We start from the raw sequence: 21,994 nt of genomic DNA, 5'->3' as shown, positions 1-21,994 counted from the left end.
TACAACTCTTTGCCGCAAATCCAAAGAATGAGTCGGCATTCCTTTCTCTCCTTCCTCTTGAATACCTGTACCCTATTTTAAATTAAAAGGCTGTAACTGAGATTAGAAAGAGCACAAGCCCGATTGAGCTACTTAAGGCACCAATGAACAAGCTCAGGACTAAAAGCGAGAGGGCACCCAGTATAGTGTCACTTTTGGTGGCAAAGGTATGATCAATTTTAGCTTCCTCTTGTTTTATTCCGATAGAGATCAAGTTTCTCCTTAACTCAGACTTAACTTGCTCTACTCTTTGGTTATAGTTGGCCTCGATGTTTTTCTTACGACGTTCTATCTCTTCTGCAGCTTCCTTTATCTTGTCGAAGTCAAAGGGCCAAGGGTTGCCGTCTTGGGTGCTGTAACCGCGTTCTGCTTTTAAGTCTTGGTCATACCCGCTCCCTTTTGTGGGCGAAGTCTGGGAAAGCCTTTGGGAGTCGTAGGCTTTTCGCTTCACAGGATCACTCAGGACCGAGTATGCTTCCTGAGGGGAAGCCTTGCAAAGTGCTACTCAATACCTAGACTCTTTTTTAAGCCTATTTTAGGGATCGGACAGCTCCAGCCAAGCAGCCCTTGGCTCCTCCCTCAGTAGATGCTTTTTCAAGGCCCAACGTCCAGAAAGGCGGGGTTATGAGCAAGCTGCTGCGGCTTGCCGCGCCAAGACCCACTCCACCAGGGTGCGCACCCCATAACCGGTGGCCCCTTTGTTGTTGTAGCCTGCATCCTTCTCTGTCCAAACGGGGCCTGCTATATCCAGGTGGGCCCAAGGGGTTTTCTCCACAAACTGCTTCAGGAACAGGGCAGCGGTGATGGATCCCCCTGAGCGGGGACCAGTGTTTTTCATGTCGGCCACAATGGAGCTGAGACCCTCGAAGTAGCCTTCTTCCAGCGGCAGGCGCCAGATTTTTTCGCCGGAAAGGTTGGCAGCTTGCTGTAGCTCCTGGGCCAACGTCTCATCCGGGGTGAACAAGCCGGCAATTTCTTCCCCCAGAGCAATCACACAGGCACCGGTCAGGGTAGCCAGATCGAGGATGGCATCGACGCCCAGCTTTTCCGCAAACACCAGGGCATCCGCCAAGGTGAGGCGACCTTCTGCGTCGGTGTTGTTGACCTCGATGGTCTTTTGGTTAGAGGCGGTGAGGATATCTCCCGGATGAATAGCATGGCCGCTGATCATGTTTTCCGTGGCGGCGACGATGAAGTGCAGTTCCGCCTGAGGCTTGAGGGCGGCTAAGGCCCGTGCAGCTCCCAAAACTGCCGCTGCTCCCCCCATATCGGTTTTCATCATGGCGATGCTGCGGGAGTCGGTTTTGATGTTCAACCCACCGGAATCGAAGGTCAGCCCCTTGCCCACCAGGGCCAATTTGGTGACGGGATCCCCTTGTGCCGGCTTGTAGGTGAGGTGGATAAACTGGGGCGGCAGATCAGAGGCTTTGGCCACACCCAAAAAAGCCCCCATCCCCAGAGCTTCGCATTCTTCCTGTCCCAGAATCTCCACCTCTAGGCCATATTCCTGGGCCAGTTGGCGGGCGGTATCGGCCAGGGCGAGAGGAGTCACAATGTTGGCGGGGGCAGCCACCAATTCCCGAGCCAAGATGGTTCCTGCGGCCATCTCAATGGCCCGCCGCAGCGCGGCCTCGTAGTCAGAACGGGCCTGGGCCAGCCCCGGCACCAAAAGAGTTACTTCCTGCACAGAAAAGCTGTTTTCCTCTTCCCCTTTGGCTGAAGATTTAAACCGATTGTCCCGGTGCGCCACCAGTAGGCAGGCTTCGGCCACCGCCTGAACCCCACGCACCCGATCCAACCCCGTCTCCGGCAAAGACAGCATCACCTGCTTGGCTTTTAAGCTGTGAGCCTGGCGCAGGCCGTTGGCTGTGGCCCGTCGTAGGGCTTCTAGCGTTAGGGCCGCGGGATCCCCTAGCCCCACCAACACCAGTTTGCGGATCTCTCCTGTCAGGCGCAGGGCAACACTGCTATTCGGCTTCCCCTGAAACCCCTGCTCCTGAACGGTTTCCGCCACCAGCCCTGACCACGCCTTTTCATCCCAAGAGGCGATCTCAGGGGGCAGAGGAAAGCGGCCATTCCCGCCGGAAGCGGCAAAGCAATAGACCAGGGCACATTCCCCTTGAGTGAGTGGCGGCTCGCTAAGATGAAGCTGCATGAGAAACCCTTGACCAAGCTGTTGACAGCAGATCCTCAGTTTATCTAATTTTGCCGGCTCTTAGGGCAAGGGATCCCCCCTCTAGTGGGCGGGCCGGAAGATCCCGAAGCAGGAAGTGTAGCCGTGTAAAAAGGTGGATCCCCCAACGGGGCCGATCTCACCATTGCAAAAGAACCCCCCCAAGGGCAGCTCTCCAAGCAATTCCCGAAACCGTTGCGAGTCAAAATCGGGAGTGCCGTACAGGCCCTTGCCTCGCCCCAAACAGGAGAACATCAACGCCCCACAAGGCTCCGGCCTCGGTTGAGAGGGGCTTTGCCTCAAGTTGCGCTCGGCACAATAGCGGCTGAGGGCCCAACGCAGATCTTCTGCCGAAGTCTGGGCATCCCGCAGATGAAATTGCACCGTCTGGCCAGGGCGCACCTGATCCCCGATGGCCAGCGCCCCCACGCGCGGATCAACGCCCAAGATTACGCGAATGAGGAAATCTCCCGGCGTCGGCTCCGACTTGAACTCATCCATCAGCAGGCCGATGAAGAGAGAGTGGCGGGCCAATCGCTGATCCACGGGACTGAGCCGCTCTGCCAAGTCCTGCAAAACCGCTAGAGGAGGGCGACCCTCCAAGCCAAGAATCACATTCCCCTCTGCTTCCGTCACCCGCAAGGGATCCCCAATGGGGCGACACCCCTGGGCCACCACTGCATCCAGCACCACATTGCCGTAGAGCGCTAGCCCCACTGTGCCCTCTCGATACAGCTCCCGCCGAGGTGTGGAGGTACGCGCATCCAGCAAAAACAGAGCATTGCCCCGAGGGCCGCGGCCCCCACTGGCCAATCCCCCCACTTTGACGGATCCCGGATAGGCGAAATCCAACCCCTGCAGCAACTCTGAGATGCCAGAGGAAAATCCATCGGCCAAGAGCAGAAAATGAGGCTTGCTCTGCGGCGAAACCCCAACACAATCGACCCAGGCAGAAGGAGCCGCATCCAAGTCTGGCAATTGGTTCCCCCGCAGATGAAAAGGATGCAGCACCACCTCCGGCATGACCGCCAAAGACAAGGAGAGAGCCGGGCCATCCTCAATTTCATGCCCGCCACCCACAATGCCACCCCCGGAGCAGCCGATCAAAACGTCCACCTCCAGCAGCTCCGACAGCAACGGCAACACCCGGATGTATTCGCTGGCAAAGGCCGCCGACACAAACAAAACCCCCAAGTTGGGCCGCAGCGGCTGAGAGGGGACATACCCCGTCAGCAGCCCCGGCAACCCACCGGATCCCACCGTCTGCACCTGCCGACTCAAGGCACTTTTCAGCTGGGCCGCCTGAAGCTTGGCCTTGGCTTCCTCCACCACCTGCCGCAGAGCCGCTTCTAGGGAAGGGAGCTGGGAGAGCGCGTTCACCCACTGCATCGGCGTGTTCCTACGGTCTGGAGTTTGCTGTCTTTAGGCTAGCAATTTATGGCCGGGCTGGCTGTTCTGTGTAGTCTCGCTTTGGGACAGGATCAGGGCAGATAGGGCCGGGGATCCACAGGCGCGCCCCCGCCGGGGCGGACTTCAAAGTGCAGATGCGGCCCTGTGCTCCAGCCAGTGCTGCCGCGGCTCATGATTGTCTGCCCCTGCTGCACGTACTGGCCTGTGGAAACGTAAATCTGATGGCCGTGGGCATAGCGAGTAACAATTCCGTTGGGATGGCGAATGTCCACTCGATTGCCGTAGCCATCCCCAGCATTCCCCGCGAAGATCACCACTCCCTCCTGAACGGCTACAATGGGGGATCCCACGGGGCCAGGAATATCTACCCCTGCATGAAGGCGACCGCGACGGTAGCCAAAGCCAGAGGTGATTTGCCCGGAGACCGGCCAGATAAACCCACTGCTGCGGGCCTGAGGAGGAGCTGGAGGGGGCGCTGGCGGCGCTGGCCGAGCTTGTGGCTGGCTCTGAGCTCGTCGGGCAGGAGCAGGGGTGGGCTGCGTACCCGGCGCCGGAATCGTAAGGCGTTGGCCAATGCGCAGCCAGTGGGGATTGCGCAAGTTGTTGGCTTGAATAATGGATCGCTGAGTTACCCCATAGCGGGCGGCGATCCGTTCGATGGTGTCACCGGCTCCAACTGTGTGGGTCAGGGATCCACCGGCCAAGAGGGCCTGCCGTTCTTGTTCCATTTGCTGGGCCCGGCGTTGCTGCTCCGCCTGTAATCGAGCTTGGGCTTCGGCTTGGCGTTGGGCTTCCTCCTCTTGCTGGCGGCGCTCTTCCTCTTCGCGAGCTTTCTGGGCAGCGATCATCTCCTTCTGACGCTGGATCAACTCGCCCACATCGCCGGGGATGAGCAGGCGTTGGCCAATGCGCAGATATTCCGGGCGATCCAGAGGAGTCGCTTCGATAATCCGCTGCTGGGGAACTCGGTAGCGGTTGGCAATGTCCTCCAGTGTGTCTCCCTGCTTGACGGTGTAGATCAATCCCGGCTGGCTGGGGATGAGGAGAACTTGCCCCGGCTTCAGCTCAGTACTGGCCTGAATACCATTGGAGACGGTGATGGCAGCCGCGTCGAGCTGATACATCTGGGTCAGTTGCCAGAGGGTTTCCCCCGGCTGAATTTCATGCTCCAGAATGCCTCTGGGCTCTTCTCCTGTCGGGATTCGCCCTTCTGCGAAGGCTTGGCGCAGCTGCTCCTTTTTCCGCTCGTAGTTTTGCTGCAGAGCGCCAGATAGCGTATGCACAGAGGGTGGGATCGGCTCTACCGCCGGAGACAGGGGGCGATTCAACTGTCGCTGCTGTAGGGTAGCGACTCCGGCCAAGCCCAGCATCAGCAAAAGACCAGTGGCCCAAGCCGGATATCCCCGACGCGCAGGAGCAGAATCCCCCGGCTCTGGATGGGCTGTCTCAGGCTCGGTTGGGCACCTGGGGGTGGCCGGCAGCTGCTCTTCCCCAGCTTCTGCGCAGGGATCCGCCTCCAGCTTCAGAAGCCATACCAGGCCCGTTAAGCTGAGAGAGAGGGCCAAACCAACCCATCTTGGCTTCGACCGCCCAGAGAGAGGGGCTGGAGCCCACTCCAGAAGATAGGCTTCCTCGGCAGATGAATCCGCAGAAGTCCAGGACTGTTCTGAAGGGATCCCTGCCGAGCCCTTTGGGGGTGGGGGGGAAAGGGTGCTCACGGCAGCACCGCGGAAATCCAGCTCCCCGTTTTGGGGATTGGGGAAAGTGGGTTTTAAAGGCATCCTCACACCAACAGGCTGACACTAGAGTGCAAGAGAAGAAGATGTCAAAATGAGGGGCATAAGCCCCTTGGCACCGAGCACCCCAGGGGTGACTCAAGCGGGGGTGGAGCTCGCTAATGAACAGGCTGGCTCGCACTCAGGTTAGAGTACCGTAGTTAACAAATCTAGACAAGTCTTGGCAGGTAATTTCAGCCACAATGCTTGCCTCACAATGGTTCCAGCCCTTGGCTCGTTGAGATTTTGTCGAGCCTCATCCGATTCAAGACAAAGTGCGCCATCGTCTTTTTTTGGAAGACAAAGCCTGTTTTGCTGTAGCTGAAACTACAAACTAGGGATACCCATGGATTTGGTTGTCTATAACACATTGACTCGCCGCAAGGAAGTGTTTCAGCCGCTGGCAGCAGGTGGATCTCAATCCGTTTCCGTCGGCAATTCCCAGGGATCTGCAGCTCCAGTTGCGGAGGAGAAGCCCCTGGTGCGGATGTATGTCTGTGGTGTAACGGTTTACGACCTCTGCCACCTCGGCCATGCGCGTACCTACGTGGTTTGGGACACGGTGCGTCGCTACTTGGAGTGGCGCGGCTACCGAGTGAAGTATGTGCAGAATTTTACCGATGTGGACGACAAGATCCTCAAGCGGGCGTTGGAACGTGGCGAATCCATGCAAGCGGTGGCGGAGCGCTTCATCGCCGAATATTTCCAGGACATGGATCGCCTGAACATCAAGCGGGCCGATCTCTACCCGAGGGCAACGCAATCGCTGCAAGCCATGTTCCAGTTGATCCAATCTTTGGAGCTCAAAGGCTTTGCCTACCGGGTACGGGATCCGATTCGACACCAGACCGACCAGTCTTCCCTCTTGCAAGCGGGACACCAGCCAGAGACCACCGCCTCTGTTCAGTACTCTGTTTACTACTCTGTCCGCAAGTTCCCGGATTACGGCCAGCTATCCGGTCGAAAACTGGAGGAGATGGAGGCGGGAGCCAGTGGCCGGGTAGGAGAAGAAGGAGCCGACAAACAGGATCCCTTCGACTTTGCCCTTTGGAAAGCGGCCCCCCCTTCTGAGCCGGGGTTTGCCTCCCCTTGGGGTTGGGGGCGACCGGGCTGGCACATCGAATGTTCCGCCATGGTGCGGGAGACCCTGGGAGATCACATCGACATTCACGCCGGCGGGGCAGATTTGATTTTCCCCCACCACGAAAATGAGCTGGCCCAATCGGAGCCAATCACCGGCAAGCCGATGGCCAAGTACTGGATGCACAACGGTTTTCTCAACATCAACGGCGAGAAAATGTCCAAATCTTTGGGCAACTTCACCACCCTACGACAGGCCCTCGCCGTCTATCACCCCATGGCCTTGCGGCTGTTTCTGTTGCAGACCCACTACCGTAGCCCCATAGATCTCACCGAGGCAGCCATGCAGGCGGCTAGCCGTGGCTGGGAAACCCTCCAGAAAGGGATCCACTGTGCCCAGCACTTCTGCAAAGAAGAAAAGGGATCCCCTGATGCTGAGGCCATGCAAGCCTTTCAAGCTGCTATGGACGATGATTTTGGCACCCCTGAAGCGCTGGCTATCGCCTTTGAATTGGCCAAAGAACTCACCCGCGAACACAACCTGTTCACCCATCAAGGCCAAACCCATCTGGAGCCCCAGGCCCTCAAACAAAAAAGCGCTGCCTTGCTGGAGATTTTGGCTACTTTGGGATTCTGTTGGCCCTCATTCTCTGAATTCGAGGGATCCAAAGAAGCAGCTACAAATGGGGAACTTAACTTTAAAAAAATCGAGGAGCTGATCGCGCAGCGCTCGGCAGCCCGCAAGGCCAAAAACTTTGCCGAAGCCGATCGCATTCGGGATCAGTTGAAAGCCTTCGGCATCACCCTCATCGATCAAAAAGATGGCACCACCCGTTGGCTGCGAGAATAGGGGTTGAGGAGCATGCCTCTAACCCCCAAAACCCTGAACTTTGCTGAATTTACTGAGCTTTAGGCGGTTTGGCAAAAGTCATTGAGAGGGATATAGTAGACCAAGTTTCCCCCTGATCCTTGAGTCCACCGCAACGGTTGCCGGGAAGTGAAGGGGGAAAGCGCTCGGGGGGTATTCCTCAGGGCTTTGCGGGATACCGCCTTCCTGCTCAGAGATAGGCAGGATGCGATCGCTTCTTTCCTGAACCATGTTCAGGAGAGTTCAGCGTGAATGTATCAGCATTCCTCGGGCTCATTCAAAATGGATATGGCTGTAACCTAGGGGCTCAGAGGGGCAAAGTGCTTCTCCCTTCGTTTGGGTTGCTGGAAAAGTTCGGCTAGAGTCAGATCAGTGACTGTGTCAACGTCTCGGCGGATCCCCATGCTCTCTCTGGCTGCAACTGAACCGCATCTGAGTCCCATCGATCTGGATCGCCTGCTTACCCCTGAGATTCAGCGGCCAGCCCGCTACTTGGGCAAAGAGTTCGGTGCCGTCCACCGTCCTTGGGATTCGGCGCGGGTGCGTTGGGTGCTGAGCTATCCAGAGTTGTACGAGGTGGGAGCTTCCAACCTGGGCCACCTCATCCTCTACAACATCCTCAACGCTCAGCCGGATCAACTGTGTGACCGCACCTACTTGCCAGGCCTGGATCTGGCGGCCCGCCTGCGGCAGTTGGGGATCCCGCTGTTTGCCGTGGAGTCCCGCCGCCCTCTGCGCGCTTTCCATATCATTGGCTTCAGCCTGGCTTACGAGCTGGGGGGCACCAACATCCTGGAGATGCTGGACCTAGCCGGGATCCCGCTCAAGTGGTGGGAGCGGCAGCCCTTTACCCCGGAAGAGTGCCCTCTGATCTTTGCCGGCGGGCCAACCGCCACCTCCAACCCAGAGCCCTTTGCCGACTTTTTCGATTTCTTCGTCTTCGGAGATGGGGAAGAGGTGCTGCCGGAAATTGGCCAAGTGCTGGCCGGATCCCTGTCCAAGCCCCGCCGAGAGGTCTTGCTGGAGCTGGCCCAGGTGCCGGGGGTGTACGTGCCCCAGTTTTACGAGGGGATCCCACCGCGGCCCATCGTGCCTGGGGTGCCGGAGCGCATCCGCCGTCGGGTGGCCCTGCCTCAACCCCAATACTCCGTCGGCCTGGTGCCTTTGGTGGAAACCGTCCAAGACCGCCTGGTGATGGAAGTGCGGCGGGGCTGCACACGGGGCTGCCGATTTTGCCAGCCGGGAATGCTTACCCGCCCAGCGCGGGATGTGGATCCGGAAGCAGTGGTGGAGGCTGTGGTGCAGGGCTTGCGCAAGACCGGCTACAACGAATTTTCCCTCTCTTCTCTCAGTTGCTCCGACTACCTTTCCCTGCCGGCGGTGGGAGCGGAGCTGCACAACCGTCTCCTCAGAGAACACATTGCCCTTTCCCTGCCCAGCCAGCGGGTGGATCGCTTTGATGAGCAAATTGCCGCCATCATGAAGGGATCCCGCCGCTCCGGCCTCACCTTTGCCCCCGAAGCTGGCACGCAACGGCTGCGGGACATCATCAACAAGGGCCTTACTGATGCCGACTTGATTCGCGGCATTCGCACCGCCGTCCAAGAGGGCTGGGACAAAATCAAGCTCTATTTCATGATTGGCCTGCCCGGCGAGACCGACGCCGATGTCCTGGGGATCGCCCGCACCGTCGAGATGCTGCAGCGAGAATGTGCAGCCCTGGGTCGCAAGCGGGTGGAGTTTACCCTCACCCTCTCCAACTTCACCCCCAAGCCCCACACCCCCTTCCAGTGGCACCGGGTAGACTATGCCGACGTGCAGCGGAAGCAGGCCCTGCTGCAGAAGGAGCTGCGCCGGCTACGGGGAGTCAAGGCCCACTTCACCGATATCCGCTTCAGCATCCTGGAAGACTTCATCGGCAAAGGGGATCGTTCCCTAGGCCGCATGATCGAGCGGGCTTGGCGGGCCGGTGCCGGCATGGATGCCTGGTGGGAAAGCATCGACACCGCCTATGCTGCCTGGGTGAGGGCCTACTGCGGCGAAGAGGTGGATCCTGCCGCCGATCCGGTCGCCCTCTGCGCCCATCTCCCCATCCGGGAATTGGGCCTGGAGGATCCCTTGCCCTGGGATCACATCGATACCGGCATCGACAAAAAATGGCTGCAAAAAGACTACCGCCGCGCCCTGGAAGCCCTCACCGTGGAAGACTGCTCCTTCGAGGGCTGCTCCGCCTGCGGCATCTGCGGCCCCGGCTTCGGCCACAACATCGTCATTCCCCCTCCGCCCGTCCCGCCCCTGCAGAGCCAACCCACCCCCACCCCGGATCCCCTGGAGCCGGAGCCACCTGCCCAGCGTTTCCGCATCACCTACGGCAAAACCGGGGATCTGCGCTGGCTGGGCCACCTGGATCTCATGCGCCTGTGGGAACGGGCCTGTCGGCGAGCGGGGTTACCTCTGGCCTTCAGCGGCGGCTACCACCCCATGCCCCGCCTGGCCAACGCCAACGCTCTGCCCATCGGCCAGGAAGGCTATGGCGAAATCCTGGATCTGGAGCTGCTGGATCGGCCTGAGGGTCCTCTGACGCCTGAGAAACTGCGCGCCCTTCTGAGCGAACAGCTGCCCCCGGAGATCCCCATCCAAGCCGTCCAAGAAATTAGCCTTCGGGATCCCTCGGCCACCGCAGCCGTTTACGCCGCCGAATATCAGCTCACGGTGAGCTGCGAGTTGCCCAAAGCCGTTCACGGCAGCGGGACGGAGTCCTCTTGGCCTGCCTGGGTCACCCAGATCCTAGACGCGCAGGAAATCTGGATTGAAAAAACCTCCAAGTCTGGCAAGTCCTCTCCCTTCAATGCCCGCGCCCTGCTTTACTACCTAGAGTTTCAGGGCCTGACCCCCGAGGGCAGCGCTTGCCTCCTTTACCGGGGCAGTTGCCGCAACGACGGTGCCTACCTGCGGCCCACCCATCTGGTTCAAATGGCCGAGTCATTGGGGTTGCCCCACTGGACACTACAGACGGCAAAGCGGCTGCGCCTGTTGTGGGAGAACCCCCTAGCCGATCCAGATTGAGCACTTCCTCTGGGAGCAACCCAAGGGCTAAGGGTCTGTCTGGGCTGAGGGATCCCACAAGCGCTATAATGCTGCTATTGCTGGCTCCTGCCGCTGTGGGGCTCGCCAAGCATCAACTTGACCAAGGGCGGGGTGAGCAGCAGGCAAAAGCTGGGCCGGATTCTGGAATGGAGACACTCTTAACTCAGTACCCAGGGCAGGTAACAGGCGTGATGGGGTCGAGTCGATAGGTGCAACAGAAAAGTGTGCCTCTTCGACCTAGCCCAGATCTAACCAGAAAATTTTACCCTGAGAAGGTGCTTCTTTCCGCGCGCAAACCCTGTCTTGTTGTGGACTATCGCTACGCGACGCTTTCGCGAACAGGCTGGGCCGCACAACTGGGGTTCTGCAATGGGCCAGCGTTCGATCTCCCGAGGCGGAGCCGTCTTGCTCCCTGAGCCTATCGATTGAGCCCATCCATGAATCTCCATGCAAACCTCACCGAATCCATTCATCCCATCCGATGAGTTTTCCTTCCAATCAGCAGAAGCCCCCCGCTGTACCCACCAGAGCCAGCATTGGGTAGTTCACATGCACTTAAACTCACCTCACCCATTGGAGAGGAAACAAAGCCAAGCGTCAAAGTAGAGCTGAGGGTAATGGACAGCCCCATGATGAGTCAATCCTGGTCAAAGAAACTTAAGCGGATCCCAGCAAAAGGACAACACCTCGCCAGAATGAGGGTTCAACCCGTAACCGCGTGCCCTTGGGGCGGGGAGGGAAGTTAATGCCCAGGCAGATTGTCATTGCCGAGCAACATCGAGTGGCAGCCGTCTTCGCCGAAGATCAAGTGCAGGAGCTGATCGTCGCCAGCGGCGCTCACCAAGTGGGAGACGTTTACGTCGGAATCATCGAGAACGTTCTGCCCAGCATCGATGCCGCTTTCGTCAACATCGGCCCTGCAGAGCGCAATGGGTTTATCCACGTCAGCGACCTGGGCCCGCTGCGCCTCAAGCGAAGTCATGCCTCGATTTCTGAGCTGGTCTTGCCGCAGCAAAAGGTGCTGGTACAGGTGATGAAAGAGCCTACCGGCAACAAAGGGCCAAGGCTTACCGGAGATTTGGCCTTTCCAGGGCGGTATTTGGTGTTGCGACCCTACGGAAAAGGCGTTCATCTGTCCCGCCGCATCGAGGATCGAGAAGAACGCAACCGTTTGAAATCCCTGGCCATTTTGATTAAACCCCCGCAGATGGGCCTGTTGGTGCGCACCGAAGCGGAAGGTGTGTCCGAAGAAGCGATGATCGACGACCTGGAGCAATTGAAGAAACTCTGGGAAGATATTCAACAGCAGTATCAGGCAGCACGGGGGCCGGGGCTACTCAACCGGGATGACGACTTTATTCAGCGGGTGCTGCGGGATGTTTACTCCGACGATGTGAACCGTATTGTGACCGACTCTGCGGCAGGAGCGAAGCGAGTCCGTAGCTATCTGCAGGGCTGGAACAAGGGCCAAATGCCCCCTGGTGTCGTTGTCGATGCCCACCGCGAGCCCACCCCCATTCTGGAGTATTTTCGGGTCAACGCGGTTATTCGGCAGGCGCTGCGGCCACGGGTGGATCTGCCCTCTGGTGGCTACATCATCATCGAGCCCACCGAGGCCCTGACGGTAATTGATGTTAACTCGGGCTCCTTCACCCAATCGGCCACTTCTCGGGAGACAGTGCTGTGGACAAACTGTGAGGCGGCTACCGAGATTGCCCGCCAATTGAGGCTGCGCAACATTGCCGGTGTGATTGTGGTGGACTTCATCGATATGGATTCCCGCCGCGACCAGTTGCTGGTTTTGGAGCATTTTAACAAGGCCCTCTCCAGCGACAAAGCTCGCCCACAGGTGGTCCAACTGTCGGAATTGGGGCTGGTGGAGCTCACCCGCAAACGGCAGGGGCAAAGCCTTTACGAGATCTTCGGCTATTCTTGCCCCACCTGTGAGGGGCTGGGGATCCTAGCCCGCTTGCCGGGGGCCGAGCCAGGGCATCTGTTAACAATAGAAAGCGGCCTGACGGTAACGCTACCCACCGAGGCGGAAGGAGGGGATGAGGAAGAGGCCGGCCCGATCCTGCCCCGCGATGGCAACTCCCAACGGGCGCGCCTGCGAGTGGGAAGCGATGGGCTGTCTCGAGGCGATAGCCGTGCGCTGCTGCGGCGGTCGCGATCTGCCCCCGGACAACGACGCCCCAGCCCGGATCCCTTTACGACTTCAGACGATCTGGAGGAAGAGCCACGGGTTGAAACGGGACGCAAGCGTCCCCGCGAAGACTGGGGGGATCCCCGCACCGGCCAGCGCCTCGTTGCCCGGAGCCTGGATACTCCTGTAGAAGAGGAAGCCCCAGAGCCGATGCAACTGCCAGGGGGCGGAGCAGACCTAAAGCGTCAAGAACCCCGCCGTTCTGGCCCTGGGGAAGAGGCAGAATCCGCCTCACGCAAAGATCACACTTCCCCAGCCCGCACCGTTCGCGCCAGCGGGACGGAGTCCTCAGAAGGCCGTCCGGCTCCGGTACGGCAAACCGTCACCGTGGAGATGACCCCGTTACAACAACGGGTCTACTCGGAGTTGGGGCTGTCGCCGCTGTTGCTGCTTGACCAGCCGCCGCCTTGGGGCCGAGACACGGCGGTTAGGGTGGTTCTGCCGGGAACTCTAGAGGCGGAAAGTCCACCCAGGATGGAGACTGAGGCAACTTCTCAGACAGAGGAGTTGGCACCCGAACCGGAGGCTCTGCAGGAGAAGGAGCTGCTGGACAACCTCTCTCCACCCGAACTTTCTGAACCCGAAATCCCTTCTGCTGAATCGTTCGTGCCAGCAGTGCAGAGCAGCTTGGCCGAGCCAGCCGCGGAACTGGGGATCAGCCCTGCCCAGCAATCTCCAGCAGCCTCCAGGCGACGGCGCTCCCGCAGCAGTTAGGCGCTGCTCTCAAGCCCAGGGGCAGGCATGGGAGTATGGTGGAGCGGGCAAGGCCGAGTTTGATCTGGGAGGGATCCCTTTGGCAGCAGGGGATCCTGCGGGTGGCGGGGGTGGATGAGGTGGGGCGGGGGGCCCTGGCCGGGCCGGTAGTGGCAGCGGCGGTGATTTTGCCGGCCCAGATGGATCCCAAAGAACTGGAGGGAGTGAGGGATTCCAAACAACTGCGTCCGCAGCAACGCGCTCAATGGGCGGAACGGATTCGGCAGGTGGCTTTGGCTGTGGGCGTTGGCAGTGCCTCTGCTGCTGAGATCGACCGGCTCAACATTCGCCAGGCCACGGTGCTAGCCATGCAGCGGGCTTTGGCCAAGTTGGATCCAATCGACCACATTTTGGTGGATGGATTGCCGCTGGCCGAGCTGGGATCCCGGCAAACGGCCCTGGTCAAGGGGGATCACATCAGCCTCTCCATTGCCGCCGCTTCAGTTGTGGCCAAAGTCTGGCGAGATGCCTTGATGCAGAGCTGGGATCGGCAGTACCCCGGCTACGGCTGGCGCACCAACGCTGGCTATGGCACGCGGGAGCACCGACTGGCGTTGCAGAACTTGGGGCCCACCCCGCAGCACCGCCGCAGCTTTGCCCCCTTGGCAGAACTGAAAGTCAGCAGATATGATGGTTAGTACAGTTGCATTGCCCACGTAGCTCAGTGGACTAGAGCACTGGGTTCCGGTCCCAGGTGTCGGAGGTTCGAATCCTTTCGTGGGCGTCTTCAGGCATACAAGTTCAGCCATATAAGTGGGCAACATACTCTCCGTACCCGTTGTAGGGCAAGGTGGGAACGATTTGCCACTGGGAACGGGATCCGAAACCGATCAAGACTTCCTGCTCCTGTGACCAGCGGGGGTGGGGCACCCTAGGATCCACATTGGCCTCAAATCCATACTCCTCAGGGGCGAGGGTATTCCAAAACGTGGAGGGTTGACGGGCCAAAAACTCGATTTTGACGATGGATTTTCCCCCTTTAAAGCCATACTTCCAGGGAACTACCATGCGAATTGGCGCTCCGTGCTGTTTGGGCAACGGCTTGCCATAAACGCCGAGGGCAAAAAAGGCCAACTCGTTAGCCATTTCCTCGATCCGCAACCCTTCCGTGTAGGGCCAAGGCAAGTTGGGGGGCCAGATTGGGCCAGGCATAATTTCCGGATCGTAAAAGGAAGTGAAGCGGACAAATCGAGCCGTCGGCAAAGGATCCACCCGTTCCAGCAGCAGCCGCATCGGAAAGCCCAACCACGGCACCACCATCGCCCAGGCTTCCACACAGCGAAAGCGATAGATGCGCTCTTCGAGGGGGAAGTTAAACAGATCTTCCAGGCCCAACCGCTGAGGATGCCGCACCAGCCCGGTAATCTCGACAGTCCAGGGATCCGTGGGCAAAGCCTGTGCAGCCCGCCAGACGCGCTTTCCGGAGCCAAACTCGTAAAAGTTGTTGTAACGAGTAGCTACAATCTCCTCGGTGACGGGCCTGCCCACATCCGAAAAGTGGGGGTTGAGTGGGATCCCCCTCAGCTCTCGTTCTACCGAGGGAGCGGATCCCCTGCTACCAAACCCAAAAATAGAAAAACTGGCTCCCACCCCAACGGATCCCAGTTGCGCTAGAAATTGCCGCCGGCTGAAAAACATCTCTTCTGGAGTGACCTGTGCCTCTCGTTGCCAGGGGTGAGGAACTCGGATCCCGAACATCCATCAGCCATCCTTTGATTCAGAGTCAGGGAAAAAGTCTGCCGCCCGAACTACTACATCCTAAATGAATTACTACATCCTAAACGGATCTAAGCCGACATTCCCCGAGCTCGTTTCCAGCGCTGCCCCATGTGTAGTCATTTCAGCTGCTGGAAAAAAGTGTGGGGATCAGCTAAGGACTTGAGCTGGGCTCCGGCAAAACGTAGATGGACTCCACTTGCCGCCCTGCCGATGGCACTGCCTGGATGGTGCCCTTGTCGATGTGGTAAATGACTTTCTCCGCTTGCAACTGATTCTCCCCTTGGTTGATGATGACCTGGCCCTCCAGCTCAATGCGTTGCTCCTGGCTGTAATACACAGCTCTTTGGGCGCGGGCCGTCAGCCGCTCGGCAGGAAAACTGAGGGTGACATTGCCAATGGCCGTAAAAACCCCTGTGTTGGCGTTGGCCTCCTGCACATCGGCGCTGATGCTGATGGCACGGGGATTCTGACCCCAAGCCGGGATTCCAAGGGCCAGCACCACACCCACAGCCCAGCCCAGCGTCCCTAGCCGCTGCCAACCCTTCCGGTCAAACGCCATCTCCAAAGCCATGCCCCATCACCCCGTCAAACCACCACAGCAGCCAGTCTAGCCCGTCAATCCAGGTCACAATGGCGGGGGGCAGCCTATGGGTCCGTTCCCTTTCCCCCCTGGGGCAGAGCTTGGGCAAGCTGTCTTTCCAATTCGGCAACGCGCTGCATGAGCTGTCGGTTGGCTTCCAGCAGCTCCCGCGCCTGGCTGTTGAGATAGGGATCCGACTCCCACCAATTGATGCCGATCTCCTTGGCCTTATCCACCGAAGAAATCAGCAGGCGAATGCGCACATTCAGCAACTCCACATTGCCCACCGAAACGGTGATGTCTCCGGCGATCACAATGCCCTTGTCCAGCACCCGCTCCAGCACATCGGCCAGCGAGGAGCCATGAGTAGCCGTGGTCAAGGGTTGAGAGCTAATCGGCACAGGGTTAATCGACCTCCAAAGCGTACCAACAGGCAAAAGACTCAGCCAGGCAGTTGGTCTAGCAGATAATTCAGCAGCTGGGATCCCTCTTCATAGCGCTTGCCGGCTCGCGGCAACAGCACATCCGCACACAAAGCGCGAAAATCGGCATTCTCTTTGCTAACTGCCAGCTCATGTTCCTTGACAATGCGCCCGATCATCAGACAACTGCGCAGGCTGGGGTGGCGCGTCAGATCCAGCTTGCGGCGAAAAGCCCGCACAATGTGGACGATCTTGAGGGCGTCGGGGCCGGATAAGCCTATTCGCGAGGTGAGAATCTCCTTTTCGGTCTCGATGTCCGGCTCCCCCATATCGATGGTGATCATCCGATCCAGCAGCGCATCTTGGGCCCTGTGAACCCCGGTATATTCCTCCGGGTTAGAGGTAAAAATGGCCCGGAACTGGGGATGCACCCGCAGATATTCCGAGCGGTTGCTGTCCGGCGGCAACACCAGCAGCCTCTCCTCCAAGGCACTCAGGAGAGCATTGTTAGCCTCAGGGCGGGAGCGATTGAACTCGTCGTAGATGAGGGTAAACCCCTCTCGGCAAGCCAAGGTGAGGCGGGCATCCACCCAGCGCTGCTGCACATCCTCCTCCGTCTTCACCACCGAGTGAATGAAGTTGTCCACCACCCGCCGATGGGTAAAACCGGTGCGCCCCCCGATGAGGTCGGAAGAATCGAAGCGGTCATCCCCATAGATCAGCATGATGGGGCGGCCCAGCAGGCTGGCCAGATGCATCGCCAAAGTGGTTTTGCCCGTACCCGAAGGCCCCCGCAAATGCACCGCAAAGCCCGATTGCAAATAGCGCAAAGCGCGGCGGGTAATCCGCTCAATGTAGGGGGTGTTCACGAACTGGCGGGGACGCGCCTGCAGAACCGTGGCCATGGAGATACTCAACCTCTTTGCTGCCCTAGACTCCTTTGCCTTGACTATAGCCCGGATGTTCTTCCTGCGCTCGGCACAACTAAACTGCGACCGTCCCCGACACCATGCGCCGCAGCGTAGCCAAGATTTCCGAGGGATCCAACCCCAGATCCACCGCGCCGCGGGCCAACAAATCCCGCACCCGTTCCCGATCCCCAATTACCTGCAGCAGGGTCAAGTTGGGATCCTGCGCTTGTAGATCACTCACATACTTGTTGACATAGTCAAGGATGGGATCCACCTGTTTCTCAACAGTAGGCGGAACTTCAGGGGGTTCAGGCGTTATTAAACCCTCCGAGGGCTGGGGCTGGGGAACAGAGACGGGAGCAGGCGGCTCCACCGGGGCTTGGTCTTCGGCTATGGGCGTTGAGTCAGAGGCAGATATTGGCGCCTCACCGGCAATCTCAACGGAACTGCCAGAACCTTCACCGGAAATGGAGACCTCAGGTTCTGGGGCGAGGACAGGGATCCCATTGCCCCACACCTGCTTATGCAACTCCGCCCGGAAAGCGGCCAGGGATCCCCGCAGGGCCTGGGCCTGGGCTTGCTGTTCCTGAGCCATCTGAGCCAGCTCCTGTCGAGCCATTTGCCGGAGAGCCTGTACCCACTGCCGCAAATCGGCGCAAAAAGACTGCCGCGCTTGCTGAGTTTTGTCGGCCATCGCCTGCCGAGCCTGCGTATAGGTGCTCAGCAAATGCTCCACAGCCGCAGTCAAGTTAGCCCGGAAAGCCTGCAATTGCTGCCGGCTGACTTCCAATTGAGCAGCTCGTTCCTGCTCCAGGCGAGCCAGACTCTCTGCCACCGACTTGGCCCGCTGAGCCGCCGCTTCCGAACGGGAGCATTCGTCCAGGGATCGCCTCACAGCCCGCTCCTGCCTCAGTTTCTGCAATTGGCTGCGGGTTTGCTCCGTCTGGTGCCGTATTGCTTCTTGTCGTTGCTGGCGGCGCTGCCCCAGCTCAACCATCAGGGCTTGGTGCTGCTCTAGGCGCTGCTGCCGGGATCGGCTTAACAAACTTCGGTTTTGAGTCACCCGCCGGCTGCGAGCTATGGCCCATTGTTCCTGCAAACTCATGATCTCCAATCCCTCACGTCGTTTTCAATGCTTGGGTGGATACAGCTTCTCTGCCTGTTCCCAACTGGATGGCACTGCCAACCTGTAGCTCAGTGCGGCTGCAAGACTCAATCCTCGAACAAAACCCGCAGAAGCAAGGCAGAGACCGGCGGTGGATCCCTGCCTCGCTTTCCGAGAGCCTTCACAGCGGCCAGCTCCAGACCCCCGCCCAAGACCCATGACCCGTCAAACCATCACGGTATTGAAGGCAAGGGGATTGAGTGATTGGGCCAGATTTAGACGGCAGGGGCAGCAGCAGTAGCCGTCAGACCCACAGCCTCAGCGTATTTCAGGTAGGTTTCCACAGAAGCCACAACGACGCGGGCTTCAATGGCCAACAGCTCGATCCCAACCAAAGAAACCCGCACCCAGGCATCGACCACGATACCTTTATCCAAGATGCGATCGATCACTTCGGCCAAGCTGGACGAGGAGTTCACTTTCTCTACTGCCATAACGATCTCTCCTGCACTGATACTGCTGATACTGATGAGGGTTGAAAAGGACAGACAACTCGGCGGCAAAATGGCATGTAGAAGGGATCCCAGCTGAGGATTCACCTTCCCTAGAGCGACAGCCGCACCCTCTATCACCCTAGCCCTATTGTGCTGGCTTTTTTCGGGGAGAACACCCGTAGATTCGCTTAAAAAAGACGGCGAACTCGAAAGGTTTACCGCTTTTCTAAGCGCCATCCCCCCTACATAGTACTCGCCAGCAGAAAAAATGGGCAAAGATGAGGGCGAGTTTTGAGCCCAAGTTGTGGAAGTGTGGTGGAGGGGCAGTGGGAAGCGGCAGGGATCCCCTATACTGGGGGCAGTGGGCTTGCTGACATACCGTTTCTCGCTGGCTGATAGGGCTGTCGTGACCGATTTCAACACCGGGATCCCGAGCGTGCGTCGCCTGCAGAAGGTCATCAAGGATCGGGAAACCCTCGAGGTCAAACTCAATACCGGAGATGTCTTCGTCGGCCAGTTGCGCTGGCAGGATCCCGATTGCCTCTGTTTAGCCGATGCCGAGGGGCGGGAGTCGCTGCTGTGGCGGTCTGCCATTGCTTTCATCAAGGTCAGGCCTCAGTCTTAAGTACTGCTCCGGATCCCTGTACAGCTCTTCTTCCCAATTTTTGAATTGAATAAATCTTTACAACAACTCAGGGCTTTTCTGTCTCCCTCTGAGGGCAGTTTTCTCCAGTTGACCCACTCCTGCTGGGTTTTTGGAGCGGTTGACTACCCTGCCGTCGCCCTGAGTCTATCCCAAAGCCGTCCCCCATTGCTCCGCAACGCTGTTGCAACTGCGTCAGCGGGCCGTAGGCCTTGAGGACGAGGCTTTAGACCCAGTTTTTTGGTAAAAATGCCAATTAAGAAGGGTATGATAAGGAGTGTTAAAAAATCTGATCTCTCCTCACCCAACCATGACGACTGCCCCCATTGAGATACCTCTTCAGCCTGCCGCCCAACGGCATAACCACTACAGCCGCGAAGACTTTTTTCGCTTTGACCTCTCCCAGGGATCCCTTGTGGACTGGACGGGTGCCCGCAATGTCTTGGTGAGCGAAGACTTTATTCTGGGCTTGCAGCAGGGCCTGGAGGAAGAAGTGGGAGATGCCTCGGCTTCTCTGATGTACACCATCGGTCAAGAGTGGGGACGCAACGATGCCCTCCATTTTTCCCGCTGGTTTGAGGAGGAATATCGGCGCCACCCCAAGCAGAGTAATCTCATGTTTCTCTTGGAAACCTGGTGGTGGCCTCTGACCTCCCAAGGATGGGGGCGCTGGGAGGTGGAGACCGAGAGTCGGCGGCAAGGGTTTATTTTCATCAACCTCTTTGACTCCGCCGTGGCCCGCACCCTGGGGGATGTCGGTAAACCTGTCTGCCATCTTTACGCCGGATTATTTGCCGGCTTTTTTAGCACCATGGTGGAACGGCAGCTCAACTGCATCGAGATCCAGTGCTATTCTATGGGGGAAAGCTACTGCAAGTTTTTGCTCGGCAGCAAAGATCGCATTGATGCGGCTGCCTTCTGGCTGAACGAAGGGGCCAGTGCTGGTGAAATTGCCCAAAAATTGCGTTCAGGTCAGGGAGTAGCTAAGGCATGACCTGGAAGATTACTTTAGAGGATTCGGTGCAGAGCTTTTTTGCCCGTCTAAATTGGGATAACCGCCCCCTACAGATGCGCTCTCTGCCAATGCCTTTTCTGCAAGTGCGGGAGCATTTTGGTTCCATCCCCTGGGCGGGGGATCCCCTGAGTTTGGCTGCGCATTCTCTGGGATCCCTGTCGGCAGCACCGGAACCCGAGCCGGAAGAAGAGCAGATCACCTTGGCGGATCTGTTCGGCCTGTTTTGAATCTCCTAGCACCCACCGACCTCCGGGAGAAGCGAGATGGTAAGCCCCTTGGAGCAGATGCTGATCGAGTCGGAAGCCCGCTACCTCAAGCCAGAGGAGCTGGAGCATCTGAAGGCCTATGTTCTCGGCTGGCCAAAACGACAACATGTGTACCGAGTTTTGCGGGAACGGGAGAGCCAGGTGGTGAGCAAAACCCTAGATGCCCTGCAAAAGGAGATGCCCGACCTTTCTCCCCAAGTGTTGGATCTGTGCCGGCGACACCTGCTGTTGCTGCTGCGTCACAGCGCTATGGCCATGTTGCTGCAGGACGAAAACCTCCTGAAAGAGCGGCTGCTCGAGTGGATGGAAGAAGAGGTGCGCCTGTACGGGCTGCAGAGGGTTTATGAGGTTGCCTATCGGATTTTCCAGCAGGAGCTGAGAGACCATCTGGCTCCTGGAGAGTTGGAGTTTATCCGCCCCTTAATCACCCAGGTACAGGTGGCCTTACTGTTTTAGTGCTAGATACTTTTTTGCTTTTTGCATTTTTCGGTGCTAGAGCGCTCTATCTCAACTAGCCGGAGACTTCAGTGTCGTTGGAGTTAATGTTAGCGTTGTAGTAAATCTGCCCAAGGGGTATTCAATTGCTGGAGGGATCGCCATAAGATTTGGAGCGTAAACAACCGTTCTCCCAGCTCAACAACCAACGAACTGTCAACTGCACCCTGCTCCTATTTGGATGCTTAGAGCTCAATAACGACTTGGATTGGATAACCAGGGGATCCCTTATGACCGGCACTAGCTCTATCTCCAATGGCTCAGTCACCTTTGATCCCTACACGCCCGTTTTGGCCAACTACTACACACCCAGCGCTTATCTGCGAAGCGATTTGGAATCCGGCTTGCTGGAAAGTCGCCACGGTGAGCGTCTCTTGGCCCTTCCAGAAGCATTGCTGCGGGGCATCTACACGGGCCTGGAATACGAGACTGGCCAGGCTGCTCGTTTGGTATTGCGCAACTGTGGTCGGATGTGGGGCAAGGAGTTTTTCCGCCGTTTTGCCCAAGAACTCTCCGACTACTACCAGAAGCCTTTGGCCGAGCTGGAGATGGGCCTTTTCCTGCAAAGTCTGAGACAAGCTTGGAAAACTCATGGCTGGGGATTGATCGAGATCGACTGGACTTACAAAGATCAGGGAGTCCTGGTGGTGTCGATTCGCAATTCCCCCTTCGCTGCCGTCACGCCTCCCCATTTCAAGCGGCCGATGGGCTTTTTGGAGGCAGGGCTGTTGGCCACCTGGTTTAGCCAGCTAACCGGCCAGGATTTGCTCTGCGTGCAAACTGCCAGCGAGGCTTTGGGAGCAGAGAGCAATTTGTTTGTCGTGACCGCTGCCGCCCGCCTCAAAGAGGGAGAAGCCTGGGTGGACTCCGGCCTCAGCCACGAGCAGATCCTGGAAAAGCTCCTGCAGCCCAGCTAGGCGATGGGGGCTGGTTTTCCCCAGAGGGATGGGATCCCA

General features: G+C 58.4%; 19 protein-coding genes and 1 tRNA gene. 10 read left to right on the top strand and 10 right to left on the bottom strand.

Translation table 11 applies throughout. The features are described from left to right. Window positions 1-82: 82 nt before the first annotated feature. From ACVWXF_RS07640 to ACVWXF_RS07625, 4 genes are all read right to left on the bottom strand, one after another. A complete protein-coding gene (locus ACVWXF_RS07640) occupies window positions 83-490 on the bottom strand; it encodes a hypothetical protein (protein ID WP_457474069.1) in 408 nt (135 codons plus the stop codon). A 171-nt stretch (window positions 491-661) separates the two neighbouring features. Beyond that, on the bottom strand, window positions 662-2,194 hold the full coding sequence (locus ACVWXF_RS07635) for a leucyl aminopeptidase (protein WP_457474068.1): 1,533 nt from the start codon (window positions 2,192-2,194) through the stop codon (window positions 662-664). 81 nt (window positions 2,195-2,275) lie between these two features. Then, a complete protein-coding gene (locus tag ACVWXF_RS07630) occupies window positions 2,276-3,601 on the bottom strand; it encodes an FIST signal transduction protein (RefSeq protein ID WP_457474067.1) in 1,326 nt (441 codons plus the stop codon). A gap of 92 nt (window positions 3,602-3,693) precedes the next feature. Beyond that, window positions 3,694-5,403 (bottom strand): LysM peptidoglycan-binding domain-containing protein, encoded by a 1,710-nt coding sequence (locus ACVWXF_RS07625; protein ID WP_457474066.1) that lies wholly within the window; start codon window positions 5,401-5,403, stop codon window positions 3,694-3,696. A 340-nt stretch (window positions 5,404-5,743) separates the two neighbouring features. On the opposite strand from ACVWXF_RS07625, the gene cysS reads away from it, so the two are divergent. The 5 genes from cysS (at window position 5,744) to ACVWXF_RS07600 (ending at window position 14,112) form a co-directional block, all read left to right on the top strand. Beyond that, on the top strand, window positions 5,744-7,327 hold the full coding sequence (gene cysS / locus ACVWXF_RS07620; RefSeq protein WP_457474065.1) for a cysteine--tRNA ligase: 1,584 nt from the start codon (window positions 5,744-5,746) through the stop codon (window positions 7,325-7,327). Window positions 7,328-7,747: 420 nt separating this feature from the next. Next, on the top strand, window positions 7,748-10,411 hold the full coding sequence (locus tag ACVWXF_RS07615; protein WP_457474064.1) for a TIGR03960 family B12-binding radical SAM protein: 2,664 nt from the start codon (window positions 7,748-7,750) through the stop codon (window positions 10,409-10,411). Between the two features lie 766 nt (window positions 10,412-11,177). Further along, the gene (locus tag ACVWXF_RS07610) at window positions 11,178-13,349 is read left to right on the top strand and encodes an Rne/Rng family ribonuclease (protein WP_457474063.1); all 2,172 of its coding nucleotides are present in this window, start codon (window positions 11,178-11,180) and stop codon (window positions 13,347-13,349) included. A 35-nt stretch (window positions 13,350-13,384) separates the two neighbouring features. Continuing rightward, a complete protein-coding gene (locus ACVWXF_RS07605) occupies window positions 13,385-14,026 on the top strand; it encodes a ribonuclease HII (protein ID WP_457474062.1) in 642 nt (213 codons plus the stop codon). A 12-nt stretch (window positions 14,027-14,038) separates the two neighbouring features. Then, window positions 14,039-14,112 (top strand) — tRNA-Arg (locus ACVWXF_RS07600). Window positions 14,113-14,129: 17 nt separating this feature from the next. Here ACVWXF_RS07600 and msrP read toward each other — a convergent pair. The 6 genes from msrP to gvpA form a co-directional block, all read right to left on the bottom strand. After that, complete coding sequence (gene msrP / locus ACVWXF_RS07595; protein ID WP_457474061.1) at window positions 14,130-15,086, bottom strand: protein-methionine-sulfoxide reductase catalytic subunit MsrP; 957 nt, start codon at window positions 15,084-15,086, stop codon at window positions 14,130-14,132. Window positions 15,087-15,258: 172 nt separating this feature from the next. Beyond that, window positions 15,259-15,678 (bottom strand): LptA/OstA family protein, encoded by a 420-nt coding sequence (locus ACVWXF_RS07590; protein ID WP_011433424.1) that lies wholly within the window; start codon window positions 15,676-15,678, stop codon window positions 15,259-15,261. A 74-nt stretch (window positions 15,679-15,752) separates the two neighbouring features. After that, on the bottom strand, window positions 15,753-16,088 hold the full coding sequence (locus tag ACVWXF_RS07585) for a gas vesicle protein (RefSeq protein ID WP_011433425.1): 336 nt from the start codon (window positions 16,086-16,088) through the stop codon (window positions 15,753-15,755). A 41-nt stretch (window positions 16,089-16,129) separates the two neighbouring features. Continuing rightward, window positions 16,130-17,014, bottom strand: coding sequence for a gas vesicle protein GvpN (gene gvpN / locus ACVWXF_RS07580; RefSeq protein WP_011433426.1), 885 nt, complete (start codon window positions 17,012-17,014; stop codon window positions 16,130-16,132). A gap of 79 nt (window positions 17,015-17,093) precedes the next feature. Next, window positions 17,094-18,125, bottom strand: a complete 1,032-nt coding sequence (gene gvpC / locus ACVWXF_RS07575) for a gas vesicle protein GvpC (RefSeq protein WP_457474060.1) — start codon at window positions 18,123-18,125, stop codon at window positions 17,094-17,096. Between the two features lie 275 nt (window positions 18,126-18,400). Next, on the bottom strand, window positions 18,401-18,619 hold the full coding sequence (gene gvpA / locus ACVWXF_RS07570; RefSeq protein ID WP_011429717.1) for a gas vesicle structural protein GvpA: 219 nt from the start codon (window positions 18,617-18,619) through the stop codon (window positions 18,401-18,403). Between the two features lie 304 nt (window positions 18,620-18,923). Between gvpA and ACVWXF_RS07565 the strand changes: the two genes are divergently transcribed. The 5 genes from ACVWXF_RS07565 to ACVWXF_RS07545 all read left to right on the top strand — a co-directional run bounded on the left by ACVWXF_RS07565 (window position 18,924) and on the right by ACVWXF_RS07545 (window position 21,955). Then, entirely contained in the window at window positions 18,924-19,244 is a 321-nt protein-coding gene (locus tag ACVWXF_RS07565) for an Hfq-related RNA-binding protein (protein WP_414415719.1), read from the top strand. A 328-nt stretch (window positions 19,245-19,572) separates the two neighbouring features. After that, entirely contained in the window at window positions 19,573-20,256 is a 684-nt protein-coding gene (locus tag ACVWXF_RS07560; RefSeq protein ID WP_414373431.1) for a V4R domain-containing protein, read from the top strand. Beyond that, window positions 20,253-20,504, top strand: a complete 252-nt coding sequence (locus ACVWXF_RS07555; protein ID WP_457474059.1) for a hypothetical protein — start codon at window positions 20,253-20,255, stop codon at window positions 20,502-20,504. Before ACVWXF_RS07560 ends, ACVWXF_RS07555 begins: the two co-directional genes overlap by 4 nt. Window positions 20,505-20,540: 36 nt before the next feature. Then, window positions 20,541-20,999 carry a globin family protein gene (locus tag ACVWXF_RS07550; protein WP_041436599.1) on the top strand — a complete coding sequence of 153 codons (459 nt, stop codon included), beginning with the start codon at window positions 20,541-20,543 and terminating at the stop codon, window positions 20,997-20,999. A 269-nt stretch (window positions 21,000-21,268) separates the two neighbouring features. Beyond that, on the top strand, window positions 21,269-21,955 hold the full coding sequence (locus tag ACVWXF_RS07545; RefSeq protein ID WP_414419025.1) for a V4R domain-containing protein: 687 nt from the start codon (window positions 21,269-21,271) through the stop codon (window positions 21,953-21,955). Window positions 21,956-21,994 lie beyond the last annotated feature (39 nt).

The organism is Thermostichus sp. MS-CIW-40, from assembly GCF_054058315.1.
Note: the sequence above shows the minus strand (reverse complement) of the source record. Positions and strands in the feature narration are given on the sequence as shown.